Annotated in this window: 18 protein-coding genes and 1 rRNA gene; 11 read left to right on the top strand and 8 right to left on the bottom strand. The window is 71.9% G+C overall.

Features of this window, described 5'->3' with window-relative positions:
• Nucleotides 1–70, bottom strand: a 16S ribosomal RNA gene (locus tag AC6H2I_RS02595); the annotation flags it as partial.
• An 816-nt stretch (nt 71–886) separates the two neighbouring features.
• On the opposite strand from AC6H2I_RS02595, the gene AC6H2I_RS02590 reads away from it, so the two are divergent.
• Nucleotides 887–2434, top strand: coding sequence for a M23 family metallopeptidase (locus AC6H2I_RS02590; RefSeq protein ID WP_497498993.1), 1548 nt, complete (start codon nt 887–889; stop codon nt 2432–2434).
• Nucleotides 2435–2452: 18 nt separating this feature from the next.
• Here the strand turns inward: AC6H2I_RS02590 and AC6H2I_RS02585 are convergent, their stop codons facing one another.
• The 5 genes from AC6H2I_RS02585 to AC6H2I_RS02565 form a co-directional block, all read right to left on the bottom strand.
• Nucleotides 2453–2626 carry a hypothetical protein gene (locus tag AC6H2I_RS02585; RefSeq protein ID WP_497498992.1) on the bottom strand — a complete coding sequence of 58 codons (174 nt, stop codon included), beginning with the start codon at nt 2624–2626 and terminating at the stop codon, nt 2453–2455.
• A 101-nt stretch (nt 2627–2727) separates the two neighbouring features.
• On the bottom strand, nt 2728–3678 hold the full coding sequence (locus AC6H2I_RS02580) for a lipid II:glycine glycyltransferase FemX (RefSeq protein WP_497498991.1): 951 nt from the start codon (nt 3676–3678) through the stop codon (nt 2728–2730).
• A gap of 4 nt (nt 3679–3682) precedes the next feature.
• On the bottom strand, nt 3683–4543 hold the full coding sequence (gene motA, locus AC6H2I_RS02575) for a flagellar motor stator protein MotA (protein WP_497498990.1): 861 nt from the start codon (nt 4541–4543) through the stop codon (nt 3683–3685).
• 323 nt (nt 4544–4866) lie between these two features.
• Nucleotides 4867–6690 carry a phosphoenolpyruvate carboxykinase (GTP) gene (locus AC6H2I_RS02570; protein WP_497498989.1) on the bottom strand — a complete coding sequence of 608 codons (1824 nt, stop codon included), beginning with the start codon at nt 6688–6690 and terminating at the stop codon, nt 4867–4869.
• A gap of 325 nt (nt 6691–7015) precedes the next feature.
• A complete protein-coding gene (locus AC6H2I_RS02565; RefSeq protein WP_497498988.1) occupies nt 7016–7729 on the bottom strand; it encodes a pyridoxamine 5'-phosphate oxidase family protein in 714 nt (237 codons plus the stop codon).
• Nucleotides 7730–8067: 338 nt separating this feature from the next.
• Between AC6H2I_RS02565 and AC6H2I_RS02560 the strand changes: the two genes are divergently transcribed.
• The 10 genes from AC6H2I_RS02560 to AC6H2I_RS02515 all read left to right on the top strand — a co-directional run bounded on the left by AC6H2I_RS02560 (nt 8068) and on the right by AC6H2I_RS02515 (nt 17660).
• On the top strand, nt 8068–8766 hold the full coding sequence (locus tag AC6H2I_RS02560; RefSeq protein ID WP_497498987.1) for a response regulator transcription factor: 699 nt from the start codon (nt 8068–8070) through the stop codon (nt 8764–8766).
• Entirely contained in the window at nt 8735–10462 is a 1728-nt protein-coding gene (locus AC6H2I_RS02555) for a stimulus-sensing domain-containing protein (RefSeq protein ID WP_497498986.1), read from the top strand. Before AC6H2I_RS02560 ends, AC6H2I_RS02555 begins: the two co-directional genes overlap by 32 nt.
• A 141-nt stretch (nt 10463–10603) precedes the next feature.
• Nucleotides 10604–10969, top strand: a complete 366-nt coding sequence (locus tag AC6H2I_RS02550) for a hypothetical protein (protein ID WP_497498985.1) — start codon at nt 10604–10606, stop codon at nt 10967–10969.
• 156 nt (nt 10970–11125) lie between these two features.
• The gene (locus tag AC6H2I_RS02545; protein ID WP_497498984.1) at nt 11126–11587 is read left to right on the top strand and encodes an HPr kinase/phosphorylase; all 462 of its coding nucleotides are present in this window, start codon (nt 11126–11128) and stop codon (nt 11585–11587) included.
• Entirely contained in the window at nt 11584–12498 is a 915-nt protein-coding gene (gene rapZ / locus AC6H2I_RS02540; RefSeq protein WP_497498983.1) for an RNase adapter RapZ, read from the top strand. The genes AC6H2I_RS02545 and rapZ overlap by 4 nt, the downstream gene beginning before the upstream one ends.
• Before the next feature lie 81 nt (nt 12499–12579).
• On the top strand, nt 12580–12981 hold the full coding sequence (locus AC6H2I_RS02535) for a PTS sugar transporter subunit IIA (RefSeq protein WP_497498982.1): 402 nt from the start codon (nt 12580–12582) through the stop codon (nt 12979–12981).
• 156 nt (nt 12982–13137) lie between these two features.
• Complete coding sequence (locus AC6H2I_RS02530; protein ID WP_497499009.1) at nt 13138–13401, top strand: HPr family phosphocarrier protein; 264 nt, start codon at nt 13138–13140, stop codon at nt 13399–13401.
• A complete protein-coding gene (gene ptsP / locus AC6H2I_RS02525; RefSeq protein WP_497498981.1) occupies nt 13391–15187 on the top strand; it encodes a phosphoenolpyruvate--protein phosphotransferase in 1797 nt (598 codons plus the stop codon). The genes AC6H2I_RS02530 and ptsP overlap by 11 nt, the downstream gene beginning before the upstream one ends.
• A gap of 196 nt (nt 15188–15383) precedes the next feature.
• Entirely contained in the window at nt 15384–17339 is a 1956-nt protein-coding gene (locus tag AC6H2I_RS02520) for a methyl-accepting chemotaxis protein (RefSeq protein ID WP_497498980.1), read from the top strand.
• A 99-nt stretch (nt 17340–17438) separates the two neighbouring features.
• Nucleotides 17439–17660 (top strand): DUF1289 domain-containing protein, encoded by a 222-nt coding sequence (locus AC6H2I_RS02515; RefSeq protein ID WP_497498979.1) that lies wholly within the window; start codon nt 17439–17441, stop codon nt 17658–17660.
• Here AC6H2I_RS02515 and AC6H2I_RS02510 read toward each other — a convergent pair.
• A complete protein-coding gene (locus AC6H2I_RS02510; protein ID WP_497498978.1) occupies nt 17644–17853 on the bottom strand; it encodes a hypothetical protein in 210 nt (69 codons plus the stop codon). The two genes, AC6H2I_RS02515 and AC6H2I_RS02510, sit on opposite strands and share 17 nt — an antisense overlap.
• Before the next feature lie 93 nt (nt 17854–17946).
• The gene (locus AC6H2I_RS02505; RefSeq protein WP_497498977.1) at nt 17947–18411 is read right to left on the bottom strand and encodes a PA2169 family four-helix-bundle protein; all 465 of its coding nucleotides are present in this window, start codon (nt 18409–18411) and stop codon (nt 17947–17949) included.
• Between the last annotated feature and the right edge of the window lie 158 nt (nt 18412–18569).

Below are 18569 nucleotides of genomic sequence, written 5' to 3'. Positions count from 1 at the left end.
TTCGTTCGACTTGCATGTGTTAGGCATGCCGCCAGCGTTCGTTCTGAGCCAGGATCAAACTCTCAGGTTCAAGTCGGTCTCGCCAAAGCAAAACCGCTCGTCGGGGTCGCCTCAAAGCGACACCTAACCCAAGCTCGATTCTGATATCTCGCTTACCTGTCAGATGCGTCTTGCGAACGACCCGAATGTCCAATCCACTCCCGTGGCCCGGACCTCAAAGCCCATCCGCCTGCGCATCCCTTCTCACAACACGGTATTCGATTTTCAAAGATCCCGCCGCCCCGAAATCCGGAGCCGCAACGGCCGCGCCAGCCCCTGTTCAAGAGACCGGCCGTCAGCCGCAATGTTCGTCTGGTGTGGTCCGGAGACGAAAAGCGCAACGCCGAACCGGCGTTGCTTCGTCGACCTCGCGGTCGCCGTATCGTCCGTACCCCGTGGGGCTCTCACCCCGTCCCGACCCGCCGGCCAACCGGCCACCGCGTCGGTGGAGCGGTTTATAGGTCCCCCCACGCCAACCACGCAAGCGGTTTTTTGCCGTGAGGTGAAGAATTTTTGACGGGTCCGCGGCGGGTCGAAGGTGGTAGGGAGTCCGCACAGGCCGGCGCGACACCAACGGCACACCAAAGGGACAGATGTCACACCGCGGCGAAGTGGAACTGATGCAGAACTCTTCGCATGCGACGGCATTACCGGTTGACAGTGGTAGTACCCACGCGCATGGTCGTACGAAGAAACGCTGGATAGCTGACCACCCGGCGGGCTCTGCTCGCGCCGGTTCTATCCTATTGGGGATCGACGAAGGAGGATGCCGGTGCGTTTGAGGGACCTCAGCCTTCCCGCGCTTGCGTTGTGTGCCGCCGGTGCTGCCAGCCTTCTGATCCCGACCATGCCCAGGGGCGCCCTGGCCGCCGATGGCGCCGGGCCGCCGGCCGCCTTCGTCCTGCCGCCGGTCAAGCCGGCCGCATCCATACTACGTCCCGTGGCCTTCCCGATCCCGACCAAGCCGCAGCCGCCGGGTGCGGCCGGTGGCCGGGACATGGCCGCGACGCCCGCCGTCGTGCATCCGCCGGAGGACGCGGTGGCGGCCGACAACGACGCGGCGGCGCGTCCGCTCCCCATGGACACCGCGGTGGACGATGCCGACGGCGACGCCGCCGGTCTCGACGCCGAGGGGCTCGATGCCGAGGGGATCGACCCCGGGGAGACCGGCGCGTTTCCCGGCACCGAGGACGGCGCGGGAGACGGGGCGCCGGCCGACGGCGCCGTCACCGCCGAGGTCGACCGCCGGGTGTTCCTGGTCGATCGGGGCGACACCTTGATGGACCTTCTGGTCGAGGCCTCGGTTCCCCGCAGCGAGGCGAGCGGCGCCATCCGGGCGCTGCGCGAGGTGTACGACCCGCGGCGCCTCCAGGTCGGCCAGCAGGTGACCGTGCTGTTCGAGCCGCGCCGCGGCGGGGCCCGTCACTTCGTCGGGCTGGAGCTCGAGCCGGACGTGATCCGGTCGGTCAGCGTCGCCCGCACCGGCGAGAGCGGCTTCGAATCGGCGCAGGTCGAGAAGGCGGTGGAGAGCCACGAGGTCGGCGCCTCCGCCGAGATCCGGTCCAGCCTGTTCGAGGCCGGCGCGTCCGCCGGGGTCCCGGTCTCGGTGATGATGGAGGTGATCCGCCTCTACTCCCACGAGGTGGATTTCCAGCGCGACCTGCAGCCGGGCGACCGCTTCGACGTCCTGTTCGAGCGGCGGGTGACCGAGGACGGCCAGGTCGCCGGCGACGGCGACGTGCTGTTCGCGGCGCTGGTGCTGAGCGGCAAGACCATGGCGATGTACCGCCACACCACGCGCGACGGGCGGGTCGACTACTATGACCGCGAGGGCGCCAGCATCCGCCGCGCCCTCCTGCGGACGCCCATCGACGGGGCCCGCATCACCTCCGGCTTCGGCATGCGGCGCCACCCCATCCTGGGCTATGGCAAGCTGCACAAGGGCATGGATTTCGGCGCGCCCACCGGCACCCCGATCTTCGCCGCCGGCAACGGCATCGTCGAGGAGGCGGGCGGCAAGGGCTCCTACGGGAACTATGTCCGCATCCGCCACAACACCGAGATCGCCACCGCCTACGCCCACCTCAGCCGGTTCGCCAAGGGGCTGCGGCGCGGCGGCCGGGTGGAACAGGGCGACGTGATCGGCTACGTCGGCACGACGGGCCGGTCGACCGGGCCGCACCTGCACTACGAGGTGCTGCGCCACAACCGCCAGGTCAACCCGTCCAGCATCGACCTGCCCACCGGCGAGAAGCTGAACGGGCGCGAGCTCAACGCGTTCCTGCAGGCGGCGAAGCAGCTCGACCAGGCGTTCGCGCGGGCCAAGGCCGGGCTGCAACTCGCCCGCACCTCGGCGGTCGAGGAGACGGGATGCACCAGCGAGACCGCGTGCTGAGCGCGGCCCCGGTCGCCGTCACTCCCGCAGCATCCGCTTGATGGCCTTGGCCAGCACCTCCAGCCCCTTGTCCTCGGTGGCCATGGTCTGAAGCCTGGTGCGCACCCGCTGCACCGCGGAACTCTTGCTGGTGGCGCGGTCGATGGCGAGGCTCGCCTCCTCGGGCTTCATGATGTCGTCGTGCTCGGCCATGGTGCCCTCATGGGGTGGTCTGGGGTTGTGGACCTGCGTCCATGATCGTCCGGCATGGTGAGCCCTCCGCCCCGCCGGATCAACGTCGGATCGGTGCCGGATCAGCGGTAGAGGCCAACCGATTCGGTGGCCTCGCCACCGGTGCCCAGCTTGAACTCGGTGACGCCCGGCGCGGTGTCCGGGTTGATCCCGCCGAGGTCGAGCCAGCGCACACCGCGCCGGCGCAGCGCGCCCATGGCCTCCCACAGCACCAGGCGCATCGCCGAGGCCTTGCGCCCGGCGTCGTTGGACCAGCCGATCTGGTAGGTGGCCGCCGTCCCGTGCCCAAGGAACAGGGCGCAGGAGACGGGCTTCCCCTGCCCCAGCGCCGCCGCCATCAGGACCCCATCGGTTTTGTGCAGGGCGTTGCGCAGGCGCACCGTCAGGGGGCCCGACATCTCGCGGTAGTGCTTGGACAGGGCCTGCTCCTGCTCCTGCTTCACCAGCCAGGGCAGGTTCCTGGCCTCGGCGTCGAGGTCGATGGTGAGGCCGGCCTTCTGGGCCGCCTTCAGGCTCTGGCGCCAGCCCCGCGCCATGCCGGCCCGCAGGTCGTCGTCGCCCCTGGCGAGGTCGATCCACACCGTGCGGTAGCCCGGGCCGACCCGGGTGAAGCCGCAGCGTTCCATCATCGCCGCGGCCGCGTCGCCCGCCGGGATCTCCGGCAGGAAGCTCAGCCGGTTCATCGGGTTGTTCGGGCAGGCGCGGCGCAACAGCCGGAGAACGGCCTCCATCACCGGCGGTTCCGGTGGCGCGCCGAACCACAGCGGCCCGCGGTGGATCTGGCGGCGGTGGAACAGCGTCATGGCGCGCCGTTCGAGCACCTGCACCACGCCGATCGCCGCGCCATCGTGTTCGATCGTGCCGAGGCGCGGCACGTCGCCGTAGGTCCGCCCCATGGCCTGGGCGTAGCCGAAGCATTGCGGCAGCGTCGACCGCGCCACGCCGGCGAAGGCCGCCGCCCATTCGCCGAGGGTGCCCTCGTTCCAGACGATGCGGACGTCCGGCACGCTCATCGTCTCACGCCGGCGGCAGGGCCGCCGTCGCCTCTTCGACCTGGGCGAAGCTCGGCCGGTATTCCGGTTCCAGCACGTTGCGGGCGTATTCCACCGAGATCGCCGGGGCGTAGCCGGAGAGGTGGGCGAGCAGCCCGGTCTTCATGCACTGATAGTACTTGGTTTCGGCGTGGTAGATGTTCTTCAGGCCGCCGGCGATCGGCGCCACGAAGCCGTAGGCGACGAGCACGCCGGAAAAGGTGCCGACCAGCGCGGCGCCGATCAGCTTGCCCAGCACCTCCGGCGGTTCGGCGATCGACCCCATGGTGTGGATCACGCCCAGCACGGCGGCGACGATGCCCAGCGCCGGCACGCCGTCGGCCACCGCCTGCACCGCGTCGGACACCCTCTGGTGCTCGTGGTGGATCGTCTCGATGTCCTCCTCCATCAGGTCGACCAGCTCGTGCGGGTTGTCGGCCCCGAGCGACATCAAACGGAGATAGGTGCACAGGAAGGTGATGGCATGATGATCGCTGTAGAACTTCGGAAACTGTTGGAACAGTGGTGAATCCTCGGGTTTCTCGATGTGTTGCTCCAGCGCCAGAAGCCCCTTGGTCTTCGCGATCTTGAACACCTGGTACATCATGGTGAGCAATTCGAGAAAGTCGTCCTTCCTGTATTTTGGACCCTTGAAGAGGTGGACGATTTCCTTGCCGGTGTGCGTGATCACACTCTTGGGGTTGGCGACGAAGTAGGCGCCGGCCGCGGCCCCGAGGATGATCAGGTATTCGAACGGCTGCCACAGCACGCCGAGATGGCCACCACCCATGGCGTAGCCGCCGAACACGCTGAAGATCACGATGCCGAAACCGATGATGACGAACATTCTTCAGGTCTCCCAGCGCTTGCTGTCCAGCGGCCGGCGCTCGCCACGCCGTCCCCCGCGCGCCATCCCGCACCATGAGGCCGGCGCCCCCTAAATTTTGCGTAAAGATCGCCCGGCCCGGCCGGCGTCCGGCGCCATTCCGACGATTGGTCACAAGACGATCGCCCCGTCGGAGTCTAGCCGCCGCCCGGAAACCTGTCACGAAAGGAGTAGGCGGCGGCCGCGACAATCGCCCGGGGGCGGGGCGCCCCCGGCGGCGGCGGCAACGGAAAACGGGCCGCCCTGGGGCGGCCCGCTCCTCGTCCCGCGGCAGCGGGGCGGCGTCACCCCGCCCGGACGACCTGGGGTGCGGCCTCGAGCCGGGCGAGCAACGCCGCCCGCTCCTCCTCGAACTCGCTCGGCAGATGGTGTCCGAAGCGGGCGAAGAAATCCGCCTGGTCCTCGGCCTCCGCCTTGGCCTCGTCGGTTTTGATGTCCATGATGCGGTGGAACTGCTCCTCCGAGAAGTCGAGGCCGTTCCAGTTGATGTCCTGGTAGTGGGGCATGAAGCCGAACGGGCTCTCCACCGGCGCCGCGGCCCGGCCGCGCACGCGGTCGACGATCCACTTCAGAACCCGCATGTTCTCGCCGAAGCCGGGCCAGGCGAACCGGCCGTTCTCGTCCTTGCGGAACCAGTTGACCCGGTAGATCCGCGGCAGGTTCGCGACGTGGCCCTCGAAGCTCAGCCAATGGTTCCAGTAGTCGCCCATGTTGTAGCCGCAGAACGGCAGCATGGCGAACGGGTCGCGGCGGATGGCGGCCTGGCCGACCGCGGCGGCGGTCGCCTCCGATCCCATGGTCGCGGCCCAGTACACCCCCTGGCGCCAGGTTGTCGCCTCGAACACCAGCGGGAAGGTCTTGGACAGCCGGCCGCCGAAGACGAAGGCCGAGATCGGCACGCCCGCCGGGTCCTCCCACGCCGGATCGATGGAGGGGCACTGGCCGGCCGGGGCGGTGAAGCGGGAATTGGGGTGCGCCGCCGGGCGGCCGCTGTCGGGCGTCCAGTCGTTGCCCTGCCAGTCGATCAGGTGCGCCGGCTTCTCGTCCGTCAGCCCCTCCCACCACACGTCGCCGTCGTCGGTCAGCGCGACGTTGGTGAAGATGCAGTTGGCGTGGAGCGTCTTCAGGGCGTTGGGGTTGGACTTGATGCTGGTGCCCGGGGCCACCCCGAAGAACCCCGCCTCGGGGTTGATCGCCCGCAGGGTGCCGTCGGGCTGCGGCTTGATCCAGGCGATGTCGTCGCCGATGGTGCGGACCGTCCAGCCCTCGAAGCCGTTGGGGGGCACCAGCATGGCGAAGTTGGTCTTGCCGCAGGCCGACGGGAAGGCCGCGCCGACGTAGGTCTTCTCGCCCTCCGGGCTCTCCACCCCCAGGATCAGCATGTGCTCGGCCAGCCAGCCCTGCTGCCGCCCCATGGCCGAGGCGATGCGCAGCGCGAAGCACTTCTTGCCGAGCAGCGCGTTGCCGCCGTAGCCCGAGCCGTAGGAGACGATCGCGTGCTCCTCGGGGAAGTGGACGATGTACTTGTTGTCGGCGTTGCACGGCCAGGCGACGTCCGCCTGGCCCTCGGCCAGCGGCATGCCGACCGAGTGCAGGCACGGCACGAAGTCGGCGTCGCCCAGCTCGTCGAGCACCTTCTGCCCCATCCGCGTCATCAGCCGCATGCTGACGGCGACGTAGGGGCTGTCGGAGATCTGCACGCCGATGTGCGAGATCGGCGACCCCAGCGGTCCCATGCTGAAGGGCACGACGTACATGGTGCGGCCGCGCATGCAGCCCTCGAAGAGGCCGTCCAGCTTGGCCCGCATGGCCGCCGGGTCCATCCAGTTGTTGGTCGGGCCGGCCTCCTCCTTCGTCGCCGTGCAGATGAAGGTGCGGTCCTCGACCCGCGCCACGTCCCCGGGATCGGAGCGGCAGAGGAAGGAGCTCGGCCGCTTCGCCGGGTTGAGGCGGATGAAGGTGCCACCGGCCACCATCTCCTCGCACAGCCGGTCGTATTCCGCCTGGGACCCATCGCACCAGTGGACCCGCTCGGGCTGGCAGCGGGTGGCGATCTCCTCGACCCAGTCCAGGAGCTTGGTGTTCCGCGTGCGCGTCATTGCGTTCATTGCTTCCTCTCGACGTGTCTCGCCGGTTCCGCCCGCCACTCCCTTGGCGGCGTCTCCTCCCCTGGAAACGCCTCCGAGCGCGGCGGCACCCCGACGGACTCTCTTTCTTGGGTTTGGGGTTCGGCGCAGGAGCCGAAACGGCTACCGTGCTGGGACCGATCCCGTGGTCGTCGGTGTCGCCCGTGAGGGGCCGCCGGGCGGGGCCGCTCTGGGGCGGCGTGCGGTGGGTGCGGATGGGTGCACGGTTGCGTTCTCCTCGTGGTTGTCGCTTGTGGTTGTCGTTTGTTGTTGTCGTTGGGCGGGGGCGGCAGACCCCTCCGCCGGATCACGGCGCGGCGTGGGCGGCGCCCCCCGGCGCCTGGGCCTGGGCGAACCGGCGGCCGGCATCGGCCAGGGCGTGCCGGGCGGCCCCGGTGTCGGGCGCCGGCCGGTCGAACGGCACGCGCGCAAAGGTTTCGCCATGGCGCAGGTCCGCGCCGTCCGGATCGACCCCGGCCAGCGCCCATCCCGCCGGCCAGGCGACGGCGCCGGCCTCGCGCAGCACGGCCTCCTCGTCGAAGGCGGCGGCGTCCACAAGCAGATCGGCGGCGGCGATCCGGTGGACGCGCCCGAACCCGGCGACGAGATGCGCCCGCTCCACCACCACGCGGTGCATGGCGAAATCGGCGAAGTCCATGTACAGGGTCGCCCCGGGATGGCGCGCGTGGAAGCGGGCACGGTGTCGCGGGGCGTCGCTGCGCTCGGCGCGGCCCAGCACGGCGACCCGCGGCCCCGCCAGGGGCTGGGCCAGACCGTGGGTGGCGTCGAACAGCAGACCGACGCGCGCGTCGGCGGCGAGGTTGGCGGTGTGCACGGCCAGGGCCGAGAGCAGCAGCAGCGGGCTGCCGTCGTGATCCAGCGCCGTCAGCACCAGCGAGGGATAGGGCCAGCCGGCAGCGGCGTCCACATCGCCCCGGCCGGGCCCGGCGCCCCTTTCGCTGGCGGCCGTGTCGCTGGTGGCCGTGGCCGTGGCGAGCGTGGCACGGCCGAGGCCGCGCATGACCCGCCGCGCGGCGGCACCCGGCGGCACCGCCGGGCCGGATGGCTCGTCGGCCGCGACGGATGACGCCCCTGCGTCGGGCGAGGGGCCGCTCGGTGTTCGGTTCGACCTCATGCGTTCCGCGTGCGTCCACCCCTGCGGCAAGGCTTACGGCTTGCCGTTTTGGTGCCATATTGGCGCGTAGACTGCCGCGACGGAAGGGAAAACTGGTTTGCGGCGCGGTCGCCGACCGCTGTGGACGGCGCGGGCGGCGGCCGGGCGGCGCGGGATGCCCGCGTTCGTGATAGGGTTGCCCAATCCCGGTGCATCCCCTGGCGCATCACCCCGGAGCTCGCCCCATGGCCCAGACCATCGCCCTCGTCGACGACGACCGCAACATCCTGACCTCGGTGTCCATGGCCCTGGAGGCGGAAGGCTTCGACGTGCGGACCTACACCGACGGGGCGGACGCGCTGCGCGGCCTCAGCCAGCGGCCTCCCGATCTCGCCGTGCTCGACATCAAGATGCCGCGCATGGACGGGCTGGAGCTGCTGCAGCGCCTGCGCCAGACCTCGCACCTGCCGGTCATCTTCCTGACCAGCAAGGACGACGAGGTGGACGAGCTGACCGGGCTGCGCATGGGCGCCGACGACTACATCCGCAAGCCGTTCTCGCAGCGCCTGCTGATCGAGCGCATCCGCGCCCTGTTGCGCCGCGAGGCGCTGTCGCGCGACACCACCGCGGTCGATCCCGGCCAGGTGCTGACCCGCGGCGCCCTGGTGCTGGACGGCGCGCGCCACGCCTGCGCCTGGAGGGGGCAGGCGATCGACCTCACCGTGACCGAGTTCCTGCTGGTCAGGGCGCTGGCCCAGCGCCCCGGCCATGTCAAGAGCCGGGACCAGCTGATGGACGCCGCCTATGGCGAGCACGTCTACGTCGACGACCGCACCATCGACAGCCACATCAAGCGGCTGCGCAAGAAGTTCAAGGCCGCCGACCCCACCTTCGGACAGATCGAAACCCTCTATGGCGTCGGATACCGCTACAAGGACCAGTGAGCGCAAGCCGCGCGGCGCGGGCGAGCGGCAGGCGCGGCGTGACCGGCGCTGGCTCCGCCTCGCCCGTCCATCGCCGCTGACGCTGCGCATCCTCGCCGTCAACGTGCTGGCCCTGGCGCTGCTGGTGGCCGGGCTGCTGTACCTCGGCCGCTACCAGGACCGCCTCATCGCCGCCGAACTCGAAGCGCTGCGCACCGAGGCGCGCATCTTCGCCTCGGCGCTGGGCGAGGGCGCGGTGCAGCGGACCTTCACCGCGGCCGGGGCGGAGGTCTACACCCTGTCGCCGGAACTGGCGCGCCAGATGGTCCGCCGCCTGGTCGAGACGACGGAGACGCGCACCCGCCTCTACGGCCAGGACGGCGTGCAGATCTCCGACAGCCGGGTGCTGGTGGGGTCGCCCGGAACCATCCAGATCGCCCAGCTGCCGCCGCCGGACACCGGCGGCGCGCTGGCCCGCGCGGCGGAGCGGGTCTACGACTGGCTGACCGACGCGATCCCCGACCGCGCCGGCTTCCCCCTCTACGTCGAGCCGCCCGCCTCCGGCCGCCACCACCCGGCCGACGTGGCGCGCGCCCTGGCCGGCGAGGTCGGGGCGACGGTGTGGCGCAGCGACGCCGGACAGGGGGACACCGGCCTGGTGCTGACCATGGCGGTCCCGGTGCAGCGCTACAAGCAGGTGCTGGGGGCGGTGCTGCTGTCGCGCGGCGGTGCCGAGATCGACGACGCCATCCGGTCGGTGCGGTTCGACATCCTGCGCATGTTCGCGGTGGCGCTGGCGGTGACGGTGCTGCTGTCGCTCTACCTCGCCGGCACCATCGCGCGGCCGGTGCGGCGCCTGGCCGGGGCGGCGGAACGGGTGCGCACCGGCCACGGCCGGCACGCCGAGATCCCGGACTTCACCGGGCGCGGTGACGAGATCGGCGACCTCTCCGGCGCGCTGCGCGCCATGACGGCCGAGCTGTGGGGCCGCATGGACGCCATCGAGCGGTTCGCCGCCGACGTCGCGCACGAGATCAAGAACCCACTGACCTCCCTGCGCAGCGCCGTGGAGACCGCCACCCGCGTCACCGACCCGGAGCGGCGGGACCGGCTGATGGCCATCATCGCCGACGACGTGCTGCGCCTGGACCGGCTGATCAGCGACATCTCCAACGCCTCGCGCCTCGACGCCGAGCTCAGCCGGGCCGAGCTGGAGCCGGTGGACATCGGCGCCGTCCTGACCATGCTCGCCGCGCTGAAGGCCGGTCCCGATTCCGGCGGTCCCGATCCCGGCGGCCCCGATCCCGGCGGTCCCCGCGTGACCGTCGCGCTCGGCGCCGGCGACCTCACCGTCGCCGGGTTGGAGGGGCGCCTGACCCAGGTGTTCCAGAACCTGATCGCAAACGCGCTCTCCTTTTCGCCGCCGGGCGGGCTGGTGCGGCTGTCCGCGACCCGGGAGGGCCGCACGGGCGTCGCCGTGTCGATCAGCGACGACGGTCCGGGCCTGCCCGAGGGCAAGGAGGCGGCGATCTTCGAGCGGTTCTACACCGAGCGCCCGGCGGGCGAGAAGTTCGGCACCCATTCCGGCCTGGGGTTGAGCATCTCCAAGCAGATCGTCGAGGCGCACGGCGGCACCATCACCGCGGCCAACCGCCATCACCCCGACGGCCGGGTGGCCGGCGCGCTGTTCACCGTGCGGCTGCCTGGAGCCGGCTGACCGTACGGGCACGAAGGTCACGGCGGTTGCGCGCCGCGTCGATCGCGACAACAATGGGCGTTCCTGCCCGGCACATGCCGGGGCCGCCCGCGCCGACGCCGCGGCGGCGTGACCCCTGACCCGACGTCGATGGAGATCCCCATGGCCACACCGCGAGGCGCCAAGGTCGTCAGCCTGCAGCGCTACCGGCTGGCCCGCCTGATCCACGATGCCGGCCGGCAGCAGGGCGAACTCGCCCGGATGATGCGGGCGGCGACCGAGGAGCGCGGCCATCTCGCCAGGGCGCTGAACGGCGCGCAGAGCCATCTCGCGCGGATCGCGGATTCCTACAAGGTGCTGCTGGGGCGCCTGGAGCAGGAGAAGGACTTCCGCGAGGCCTGCCAGGAAGCGGCGGAACTGGACGACCTGGACGAGATGATCCGGCGGCGCGACGTGCTGGCGCGGCGGCTGGAGGTGATCCGGTGCGAGTCCGCACCCCCGCGCCTCGTCCATGGTGCCGCCGATTGAGCACCGGCGCGGCGCGGCCCGGCGCCCCCTCGGTCGCCCCCTCCGGCGGCGCCGTGGCCCGGCCGAGGAGGGGCGGTTGGCTGGCCGACGAATGTGCCGGCGACCGGCCCCTATCCCATTGACATAGGCCGCGGTCGCGATCACCTTCGCGTGAACATGGACACCATTCATGGCACCTGCGTCGCGATCGGCGGGATCGGCGTTCTGTTGCGCGGGCCCTCCGGTTCCGGCAAGTCGGACGTCGCGCTGCGCCTGATCGACGGCGGCGCCACGCTGGTCGCCGACGACCGGGTCGAGGTGCGGCTCGACCGCGGCCGCCCCGTGGCAACCGCGCCGGCGGCGCTGGCCGGCCTGCTGGAGGTGCGCGGCGTCGGCATCCTGCCGGTCCCGGAGGCGCCGTCCACCGTGGTGGCCCTGGTCGTCGACCTCGTCGCCGCCACCGCCGTCGAGCGCATGCCCGGGCCCGATCACGTGGACCTGCTCGGTGCCGCGGTGCCGCGCCTCGCCCTCAACCCCTTCGACGCCTCGACCCCCGCCAAGCTGCGGCTCGCCGCCGCCGCCGCCGCCGCGGGAACCCTCGGGTGCGATCCCCCAGCCCTCGCCACCGCCCGGCCATGACCCCCTCCCCGTCCACCCCCCTGCCCCCCGAGACCGCCGGGCCGCGGCCCGTCGTCCTCATCACCGGCATGTCCGGGGCCGGCATGTCCGTCGCCCTGAAGGCGCTGGAGGATCTGGGCTATGAAGCGGTCGACAATTTGCGGTTGTCGCTCGTCCCGGCGCTCATCGAGCACGGCGATTCCGGCCACCGGCCGCTGGCGATCGTGGTCGACAGCCGCACCCGCGATTTCGACGCCGACGCCCTGGTGGCCCACGTGGACGCCCTGGCGGCGCGTCCGGACATGGCGGTGCGCCTGCTGTTCCTCGATTGCGGAGACGAGGTGCTGCAGCGCCGCTTCACCGAGACGCGGCGGCGCCATCCGCTGGCGGTCGACCGCCCGGTGCCCGACGGCATCCAGCGCGAGCGCGCCCTGCTCAGCCCGTTGCGCGGGCGCGCCGACGTCACCATCGACACCACCCAGCTCTCGATCCACGAGCTGCGGCGCCTGCTGGCCGGGCACTTCGCCCTGGACGCCCAGCCGGCGCTGCAGGTGTTCATCACCTCCTTCTCGTTCCGCGCCGGGCTGCCGCGCGAGGCGGACCTGGTGTTCGACGTGCGGTTCCTCACCAACCCGCACTGGGACCCCGACCTGCGGCCGTTGAGCGGCCTCGATGCCACGGTGGCCGCGCGCGTCGAGAGCGACCCGGATTTCGCCGTCTTCTTCCGCAATTTGACGGACTTGTTGCGCCCGTTGTTGCCGCGCTACAACCAGGAGGGCAAGAGTTACCTGACCATCGCGGTCGGCTGCACGGGCGGACGCCACCGGTCGGTGTTCGTGGCGGAGCGGTTGGCGGCGTGGCTCCGGGACCTCGGGGTCCGGGTGGGGCTGACCCACCGCGACCTCGAACGCTCCGGCGCGCGGTCCGGCTGATGCCGTCGCCGTGGCCGGCCTTGTCTCCCGTGCGTGCCGGGCGCCGGTGCGGCGGCGGGGAACCAGCATGAAGGACGTCCGATGATCGGTATGGTTCTGGTGACCCACGGTCGGCTGGCGGCGGAATTCATCGCCGCGCTGGAGCACGTCGTGGGCGAACAGGCACAGGTGCGGGCCGTCTGCATCGGCCCCGACGACGACATGGAACAGCGCCGGCAGGACATCCTCACCTCGGTCGCCGAGGTCGACGACGGGGCCGGCGTGGTCGTGCTCACGGACATGTTCGGCGGCACCCCCTCGAACCTGGCGATCTCCATCATGGACAAGGCGCGGGTCGAGGTCATCGCCGGGGTCAACCTGCCGATGCTGATCAAGCTGGCCAGCGTGCGCAACCAGGAGTCCCTGGTCCACGCCGTCGCGGCCGCCCGCGACGCCGGCCAGAAATACATCAACGTCGCCTCCTCGCTGCTGTCCGACGGATAAACACCCATGGCCACCGCCGACAACGCCACTCCGCCCAACGGCGGGCGCGATGGCGCGCCGCCGACGCCGCCCAACGGCGGGCGCGATGGCGCGCCGCCCGCACCGCCCGATGGCGGGCGCGATGGCGCCCCCGCCGCCGCCGGCGCGACGCCGGAAGTGTGCCAGACCGTCACCATCTGCAACCGGCGCGGCCTGCACGCCCGGGCCGCCGCCAAGTTCGTGAAGCTGGCCGGGCGCTTCGACTGCGAGATCGAGGTGCGGCGCGGCGACACCCTGGTCTCCGGCATCTCCATCATGGGCTTGATGATGCTGGCGGCCGGGACCGGCACGACGGTGGAGCTGTGCGCCTACGGCGACGAGGCGGAGGCCGCCGTGGCCGCCCTGGCGGAGTTGATCGCGCGGAAGTTCGATGAAGACTGAACGGTCGGGCGCCGGCGGCGCGGCGAGGGACGGCGTGGGCGGCACCCGCTGCCTGCGCGGGCTGGGCGTGTCGCCGGGCATCGCGATCGGCCCGGCGCACATCGTGGAATCCGGGGCGATCCGGGTGCCGGAATACACGCTGGAGGCCGACCGCGTCGACGCCGAGGTGGCCCGCTTCGGCGAGGCCGCGGCCAAGGCGCGGCGCCAGATCCGCAAGCTGAAGAGCAAGGCGCTGGTGCTCCCCGAATCGGCGTCGGAGGAAATCGGCATCCTGCTGGACGCCCATCTCGCGATGGTCACGAACTCGCGCCTCACCCGCGGCGTGGAGCGGCGCATCGGCGCCGACCGCATCAACGCCGAGGCCGCCGTCCAGGCGGAGATCGCCGCCATCGCCCAGAGCTTCGCGGCGATGGACGACACCTATCTGGCGGCCCGCGTGGGCGACGTCCGGGAGGTCGGCCGGCGGCTGATCCGCAACCTGATGCAGCACGAGTTCCGCGCCTTCTCGGTGCTGCCCGCCGGCACGGTGATCCTGGCCGAGGAGCTGACGCCGGCCGACACCGCGCTGATCGACCCGCGCCGTGTCGCCGGCTTCGCCACCGTGCTGGGCGGCGCCGAGGGACACACCGCGATCATGGCCCGCTCGCTGGGCCTTCCGGCGGTGCTCGGCGCGGCCGGTCTGCTCACCGGGGTGCGCAACGGCACCCCCGTCATCGTCGACGGAATCGAGGGCCGGGTGATCATCGATCCCGACGAGGCGGCGCTGGCGGAGTACGAGGGCCGCCGCCGGGCGCGCGAGCGCGAGCGCGAGGCGCTCAAGGCGTTCAACCGCCTGCCGGCGGTGACCCGCGACGGCACCGCCGTCGTCCTCCACGCCAACCTGGAGCTGCCGCGCGACCTCGACCACGCGCTGGAGTACGACAGTCAGGGCATCGGCCTGCTGCGGACCGAGTTCCTCTACATGAACCGCGACGACCTTCCCGAGGAGGAGGAGCAGTACGCGGTCATCCGCGCCATCGTCGAGGGGATGGGCGGGCGCCCGGTCACCGTGCGCACCATGGACATCGGCGGCGACAAGCTGGCCGGCGCGCTGCACGGCCGCTACGGCGACCCCGCCAACCCGGCGCTCGGCCTGCGCGCCGTGCGCCTGGGCCTGCGCGAGCCGCGCCTGCTGGACAGCCAGATCGCGGCCATGCTGCGGGCCGGCGCCCACGGGCCGGTGCGCATCCTGCTGCCGATGATCAGTTCGGTGTCCGAGGTGCAGACGGTGCGCGGCATGATCACCCAGGCGGCGCGGCGCCTGCGGCGGCGCGGCGTGCGGATCGCCGACCCGCTGCCGCCGCTGGGCGTCATGGTGGAGGTGCCGGGGGCGGCGCTGTCCGCCGACGCCCTGTCCCATGTCTGCGATTTCTTCTCGATCGGCACCAACGACCTCACCCAGTACACGCTGGCCATCGACCGCGGCGACGAGCAGGTGGCCGCGCTCTACGATCCGCTGCACCCGGCGGTGCTGCGCCTCATCCAGTTCACGGTGGAAGCGGCCCTGCGCGCGCGCATTCCGGTGTCGGTGTGCGGCGAGATCGCCGGCGACCCGCGCTACACCGCCCTGCTGCTGGGGCTGGGGGTGCGCGAGCTGTCGATGGCGCCGATGGGCATCCCGGCGGTCAAGCGCCGCATCCGCACCCTGGACCTGGTGGAGGCGACACGGCGCGCGCGCGTCATCATGGACCAGTCCGACAGCGGCCGCATCGCCACCCTGCTCGACGATTTCAACGCCATGGCGTGACCGCCACCACAGATCCCGGGCCGCCGGCACGCCGGGCGGTCGCGCGCGTGCTGGTGACGGCGCAAGCCTACTCATGCTGCAACGCAACAGAATCTTAAATACTTCCCTTCCATCCTTGCCGCGTTGACACGGGCGCTCCCCCGTGGGGCGGCCGGCATCGCACCTCCTGTGACGCGGGCTGGGAGAGGGGAATCCGATGAAGATCGCCACCAAGATCGCCTTGGGCTTCGCATCCGTCCTCGCGCTCACGCTGACCGTCGGGGCCATCGGCTACGGCAGCCTGCACCGCTACTCCGACCAGGTCGCGCGGTCGGCGCACGGGCGTGCCATCGAGCAGCACGTGGCGGGCCTTCTGGCCGTGCGGCCGGACACGCTGGTGGCGGACGGCGACGCCATGGCCGCGCTGGACGGCAACCTCGCGGCGATCGACGCCAGCCTGCAGGCCATCGCCCCGGATTCCCCGGGGCGGGCGAGCATTCCCAAGGTCGCCGCCGCCTTCCGCGACATGGCCGGGCTGGAGGCGATCCGGCGCGCCGCCCTGGAGGCCGCCGGCGAGACCGTGAAGGCGCTGTCGCGCACCGCCGTGGGCACGCTGCGCACCGCGCGCAAGGCGCAGCGCGCCGCCGGCGAGGCCGACGCGGCGGCGTGGAGCGCGGTCGCCGCCGACCTGGAGCGGGCGCGGCAGATCCAGACCGCGGTGGCGGAGATGGAAACGGTGCGGGTCCGGCTCGCCGGCGGCGACACGTCGGTCACCGCCAGCGACATCGAGGCCAAGACGGCGACCGCCGTACGCCTCGGCGCCGAGACGGCGGAGGCTCAGGGCGACCCCGCGGTGCTGGCCTCCGTCGAGACCCAGACCCGGGCCCTGGAGGCCGAGATCGGCCGTGCCATGGAGGCCCTGATGGCGAGCCAGTCGGCCGCCACCGTCCTGCGCACCGCGCTGGGCGACCTCCAGGAGGCGGGGGAAGCCGCCACCGCCCAGGTGTTCCAGCGGGCCGAAGCGGGCAAGGCCGCCGCCTCCACCGCCATCCTCGGCAGCCTCGCGGCGCTGACCGCGCTCGGCGTGGTGGTGGCCTGGCTCATCGCCCGCGGCATCCGCCGCCCGCTCGACGCCATGGCCCGGGCGATGGCCGCGGTGGCCGATGGCGATCTCTCCCACCCCGTGCCCTTCGCCGGCACCCGGACCGAACTCAGCGCCATGGCCGCGGCGGTCGAGGTGTTCCGCCGCAACGCGCTGGACAAGCAGCGCCTGCAAGCGGACCAGGAGGCCGCCAAGGCCGCCGCGGAGGAGACCCGGCGCTCGGCCATGCACGGCACCGCGGACGCCCTGGAGCGCACCATCCATGGCCTGGTGCAGCGCATCGCCGGATCGGTCACCGCGGTCAACGCCACCGCCCTGCGCATGGCCGCCACGGCCGGCACCACGCGGGAGCGCAGCGCCGCCGTGGCGGCGGCGTCGGAGCAGACCAACGCCAACGTCCAGGCGGTGGCCTCCGCAACCGAGGAGCTCAGCGTGTCGAGCGCCGAGATCGGCCGCCAGATCGACGCCACCTCGGACGGCATGCGCCAGGCGGTGACCGACGCCGAGTCGACCCTGCGGACGGTCGACGGCCTGTCCACCGCGGCCGACCGCATCGGCGACGTGTTCGGCCTCATCAACGACATCGCCACCCAGACCAACCTGCTGGCGCTGAACGCCACCATCGAGGCGGCGCGCGCCGGCGAGGCGGGAAAGGGCTTCGCCGTGGTTGCCGGCGAGGTGAAGGCGCTCGCCGGACAGACCGCGCGCGCCACCGACGAGATCGCCGGCCAGGTCGCCGGTCTGCGCGGCACGGTCGGCCAGGCCATCGCCGCCATCGACCGGATCGCCCGCACCATCCGCGATCTCAGCGGCAACACCAGCGCCATCGCCGGCGCCGTGGAGGAGCAGGTCGCGACCACCCGGGAGGTGACGCGCAACACCGCGGAGGCGGCGCGGGCCATGGGCGCCGTGGCCGGGCACATCCAGGGTGTGTCCGACGGCGCCCGCGAAACCCTGGACGGCGCCCACGCCGTGGAGGAGGCCGCGCAGGCGCTGCGCCGGGTCGCCAGCGACCTCGAGGGGGAGGTCGACCGCTTCGTCGCCGGCATCCGCGCCGACGCCGCGGCGTGAGGCTGCGGGCCGCCGGCACCGGGCGGGCGCCCGTGCGGGCTTGAAACGGCAGGGCGGCCGGGGGACACTGCCGCCCGGGGTGGCGCGAAGGGATGGACGATGGCGATCGACGAAACCCACGTGGCCTCACCGTGCGTGCGGCTCTGCACGCTCGACGCCGAGGGTGTCTGCACCGGGTGCCTGCGCACCCTCGATGAGATCAAGGCCTGGGGAGGGTTGGCGCCCGACGGGAAGCGGGCGCTGCTGGCGGCGTTGGCGGGGCGCGGGCGTGCGGGCGCCCGCCGCGGCGTCGCCTGGCCGGGGCTCAGGCGGCGCGGGTGACGGCCAGGCCTTCCGTGGCCAAGCTGTCGCGGACGTCCGCGAACTTCCGCTCGTAACGGTTGCGATACGTCTCGAAATCGGCGGAGATCGCCGCCTCGGAATTGTCCTGCTTCTCGAATTCCGCGATGCGGTGCGGGTTTTCCGCCCGGTACAGGGCGAACGCACCACGACGCGACAACTCTTCGACCGTCATCGGTTCCATCCTCGAAATGAGTGGCTATTTTGCTAATGTCTTAGCGCAAGCCAAGCCGCAGCACAAGGCCGGTGCTGCAATGCAACAGATCCGTCACGGCGGCGGGGCTCCCGCCGGCGCACCGCGCAGGGCGGCCATGCGGCCGCGGTCGGCGCGAATGCGCGCGAGATGTTCGGTGATCACCGGGCCGATGCCGTCGGGAAGCCCCTGGTCGATCGCCTGTTCGTAGCGGCGCATGCATTCCTCCTCGCCGCGCTCCACCTCCGCCAGCATCGCGTCGCGGTCGCGGCCGAGCACGGCGGTGCGCAGGCCGAGGAAGAAGCGGTGCGCCCCGCCGAGCATGGTGCCGCCGATGTCCGGGGCGCCGCCCACCCCGGCGACGAGCCGTTGCAGCTCCCGGACGATGGCACCGCGTTGCGACGCGAGATCGTTGAAGAGCACACGCAAATCCTCGTCCTCGCTCGATTCGGCCGCTTGGCGGTAGCCTTCGTGGCTGTCCTCGACGATGCGGATCAGGTCGTTGAGGGTATCGACGGTCTCGGTCGTGGTCCTGTCCATGCTGGCCGCTCCTCACCCCTCGGCCCCCCGACGGGGTGCCCGCTGCGGAGGATAACCCCGCCACCGGGCGCATGTTCCGCGCCGCCCCGCAACGGAAACGGCGTCGAACGCCCCGCCCCCGTCGCCGCGGCACCACGCCGGCCAAGTGTCCGGCAAAT

It is taken from the genome of Azospirillum sp. NS33, assembly GCF_059703765.1.
This window is presented reverse-complemented; position numbering and strand designations above follow the sequence as displayed.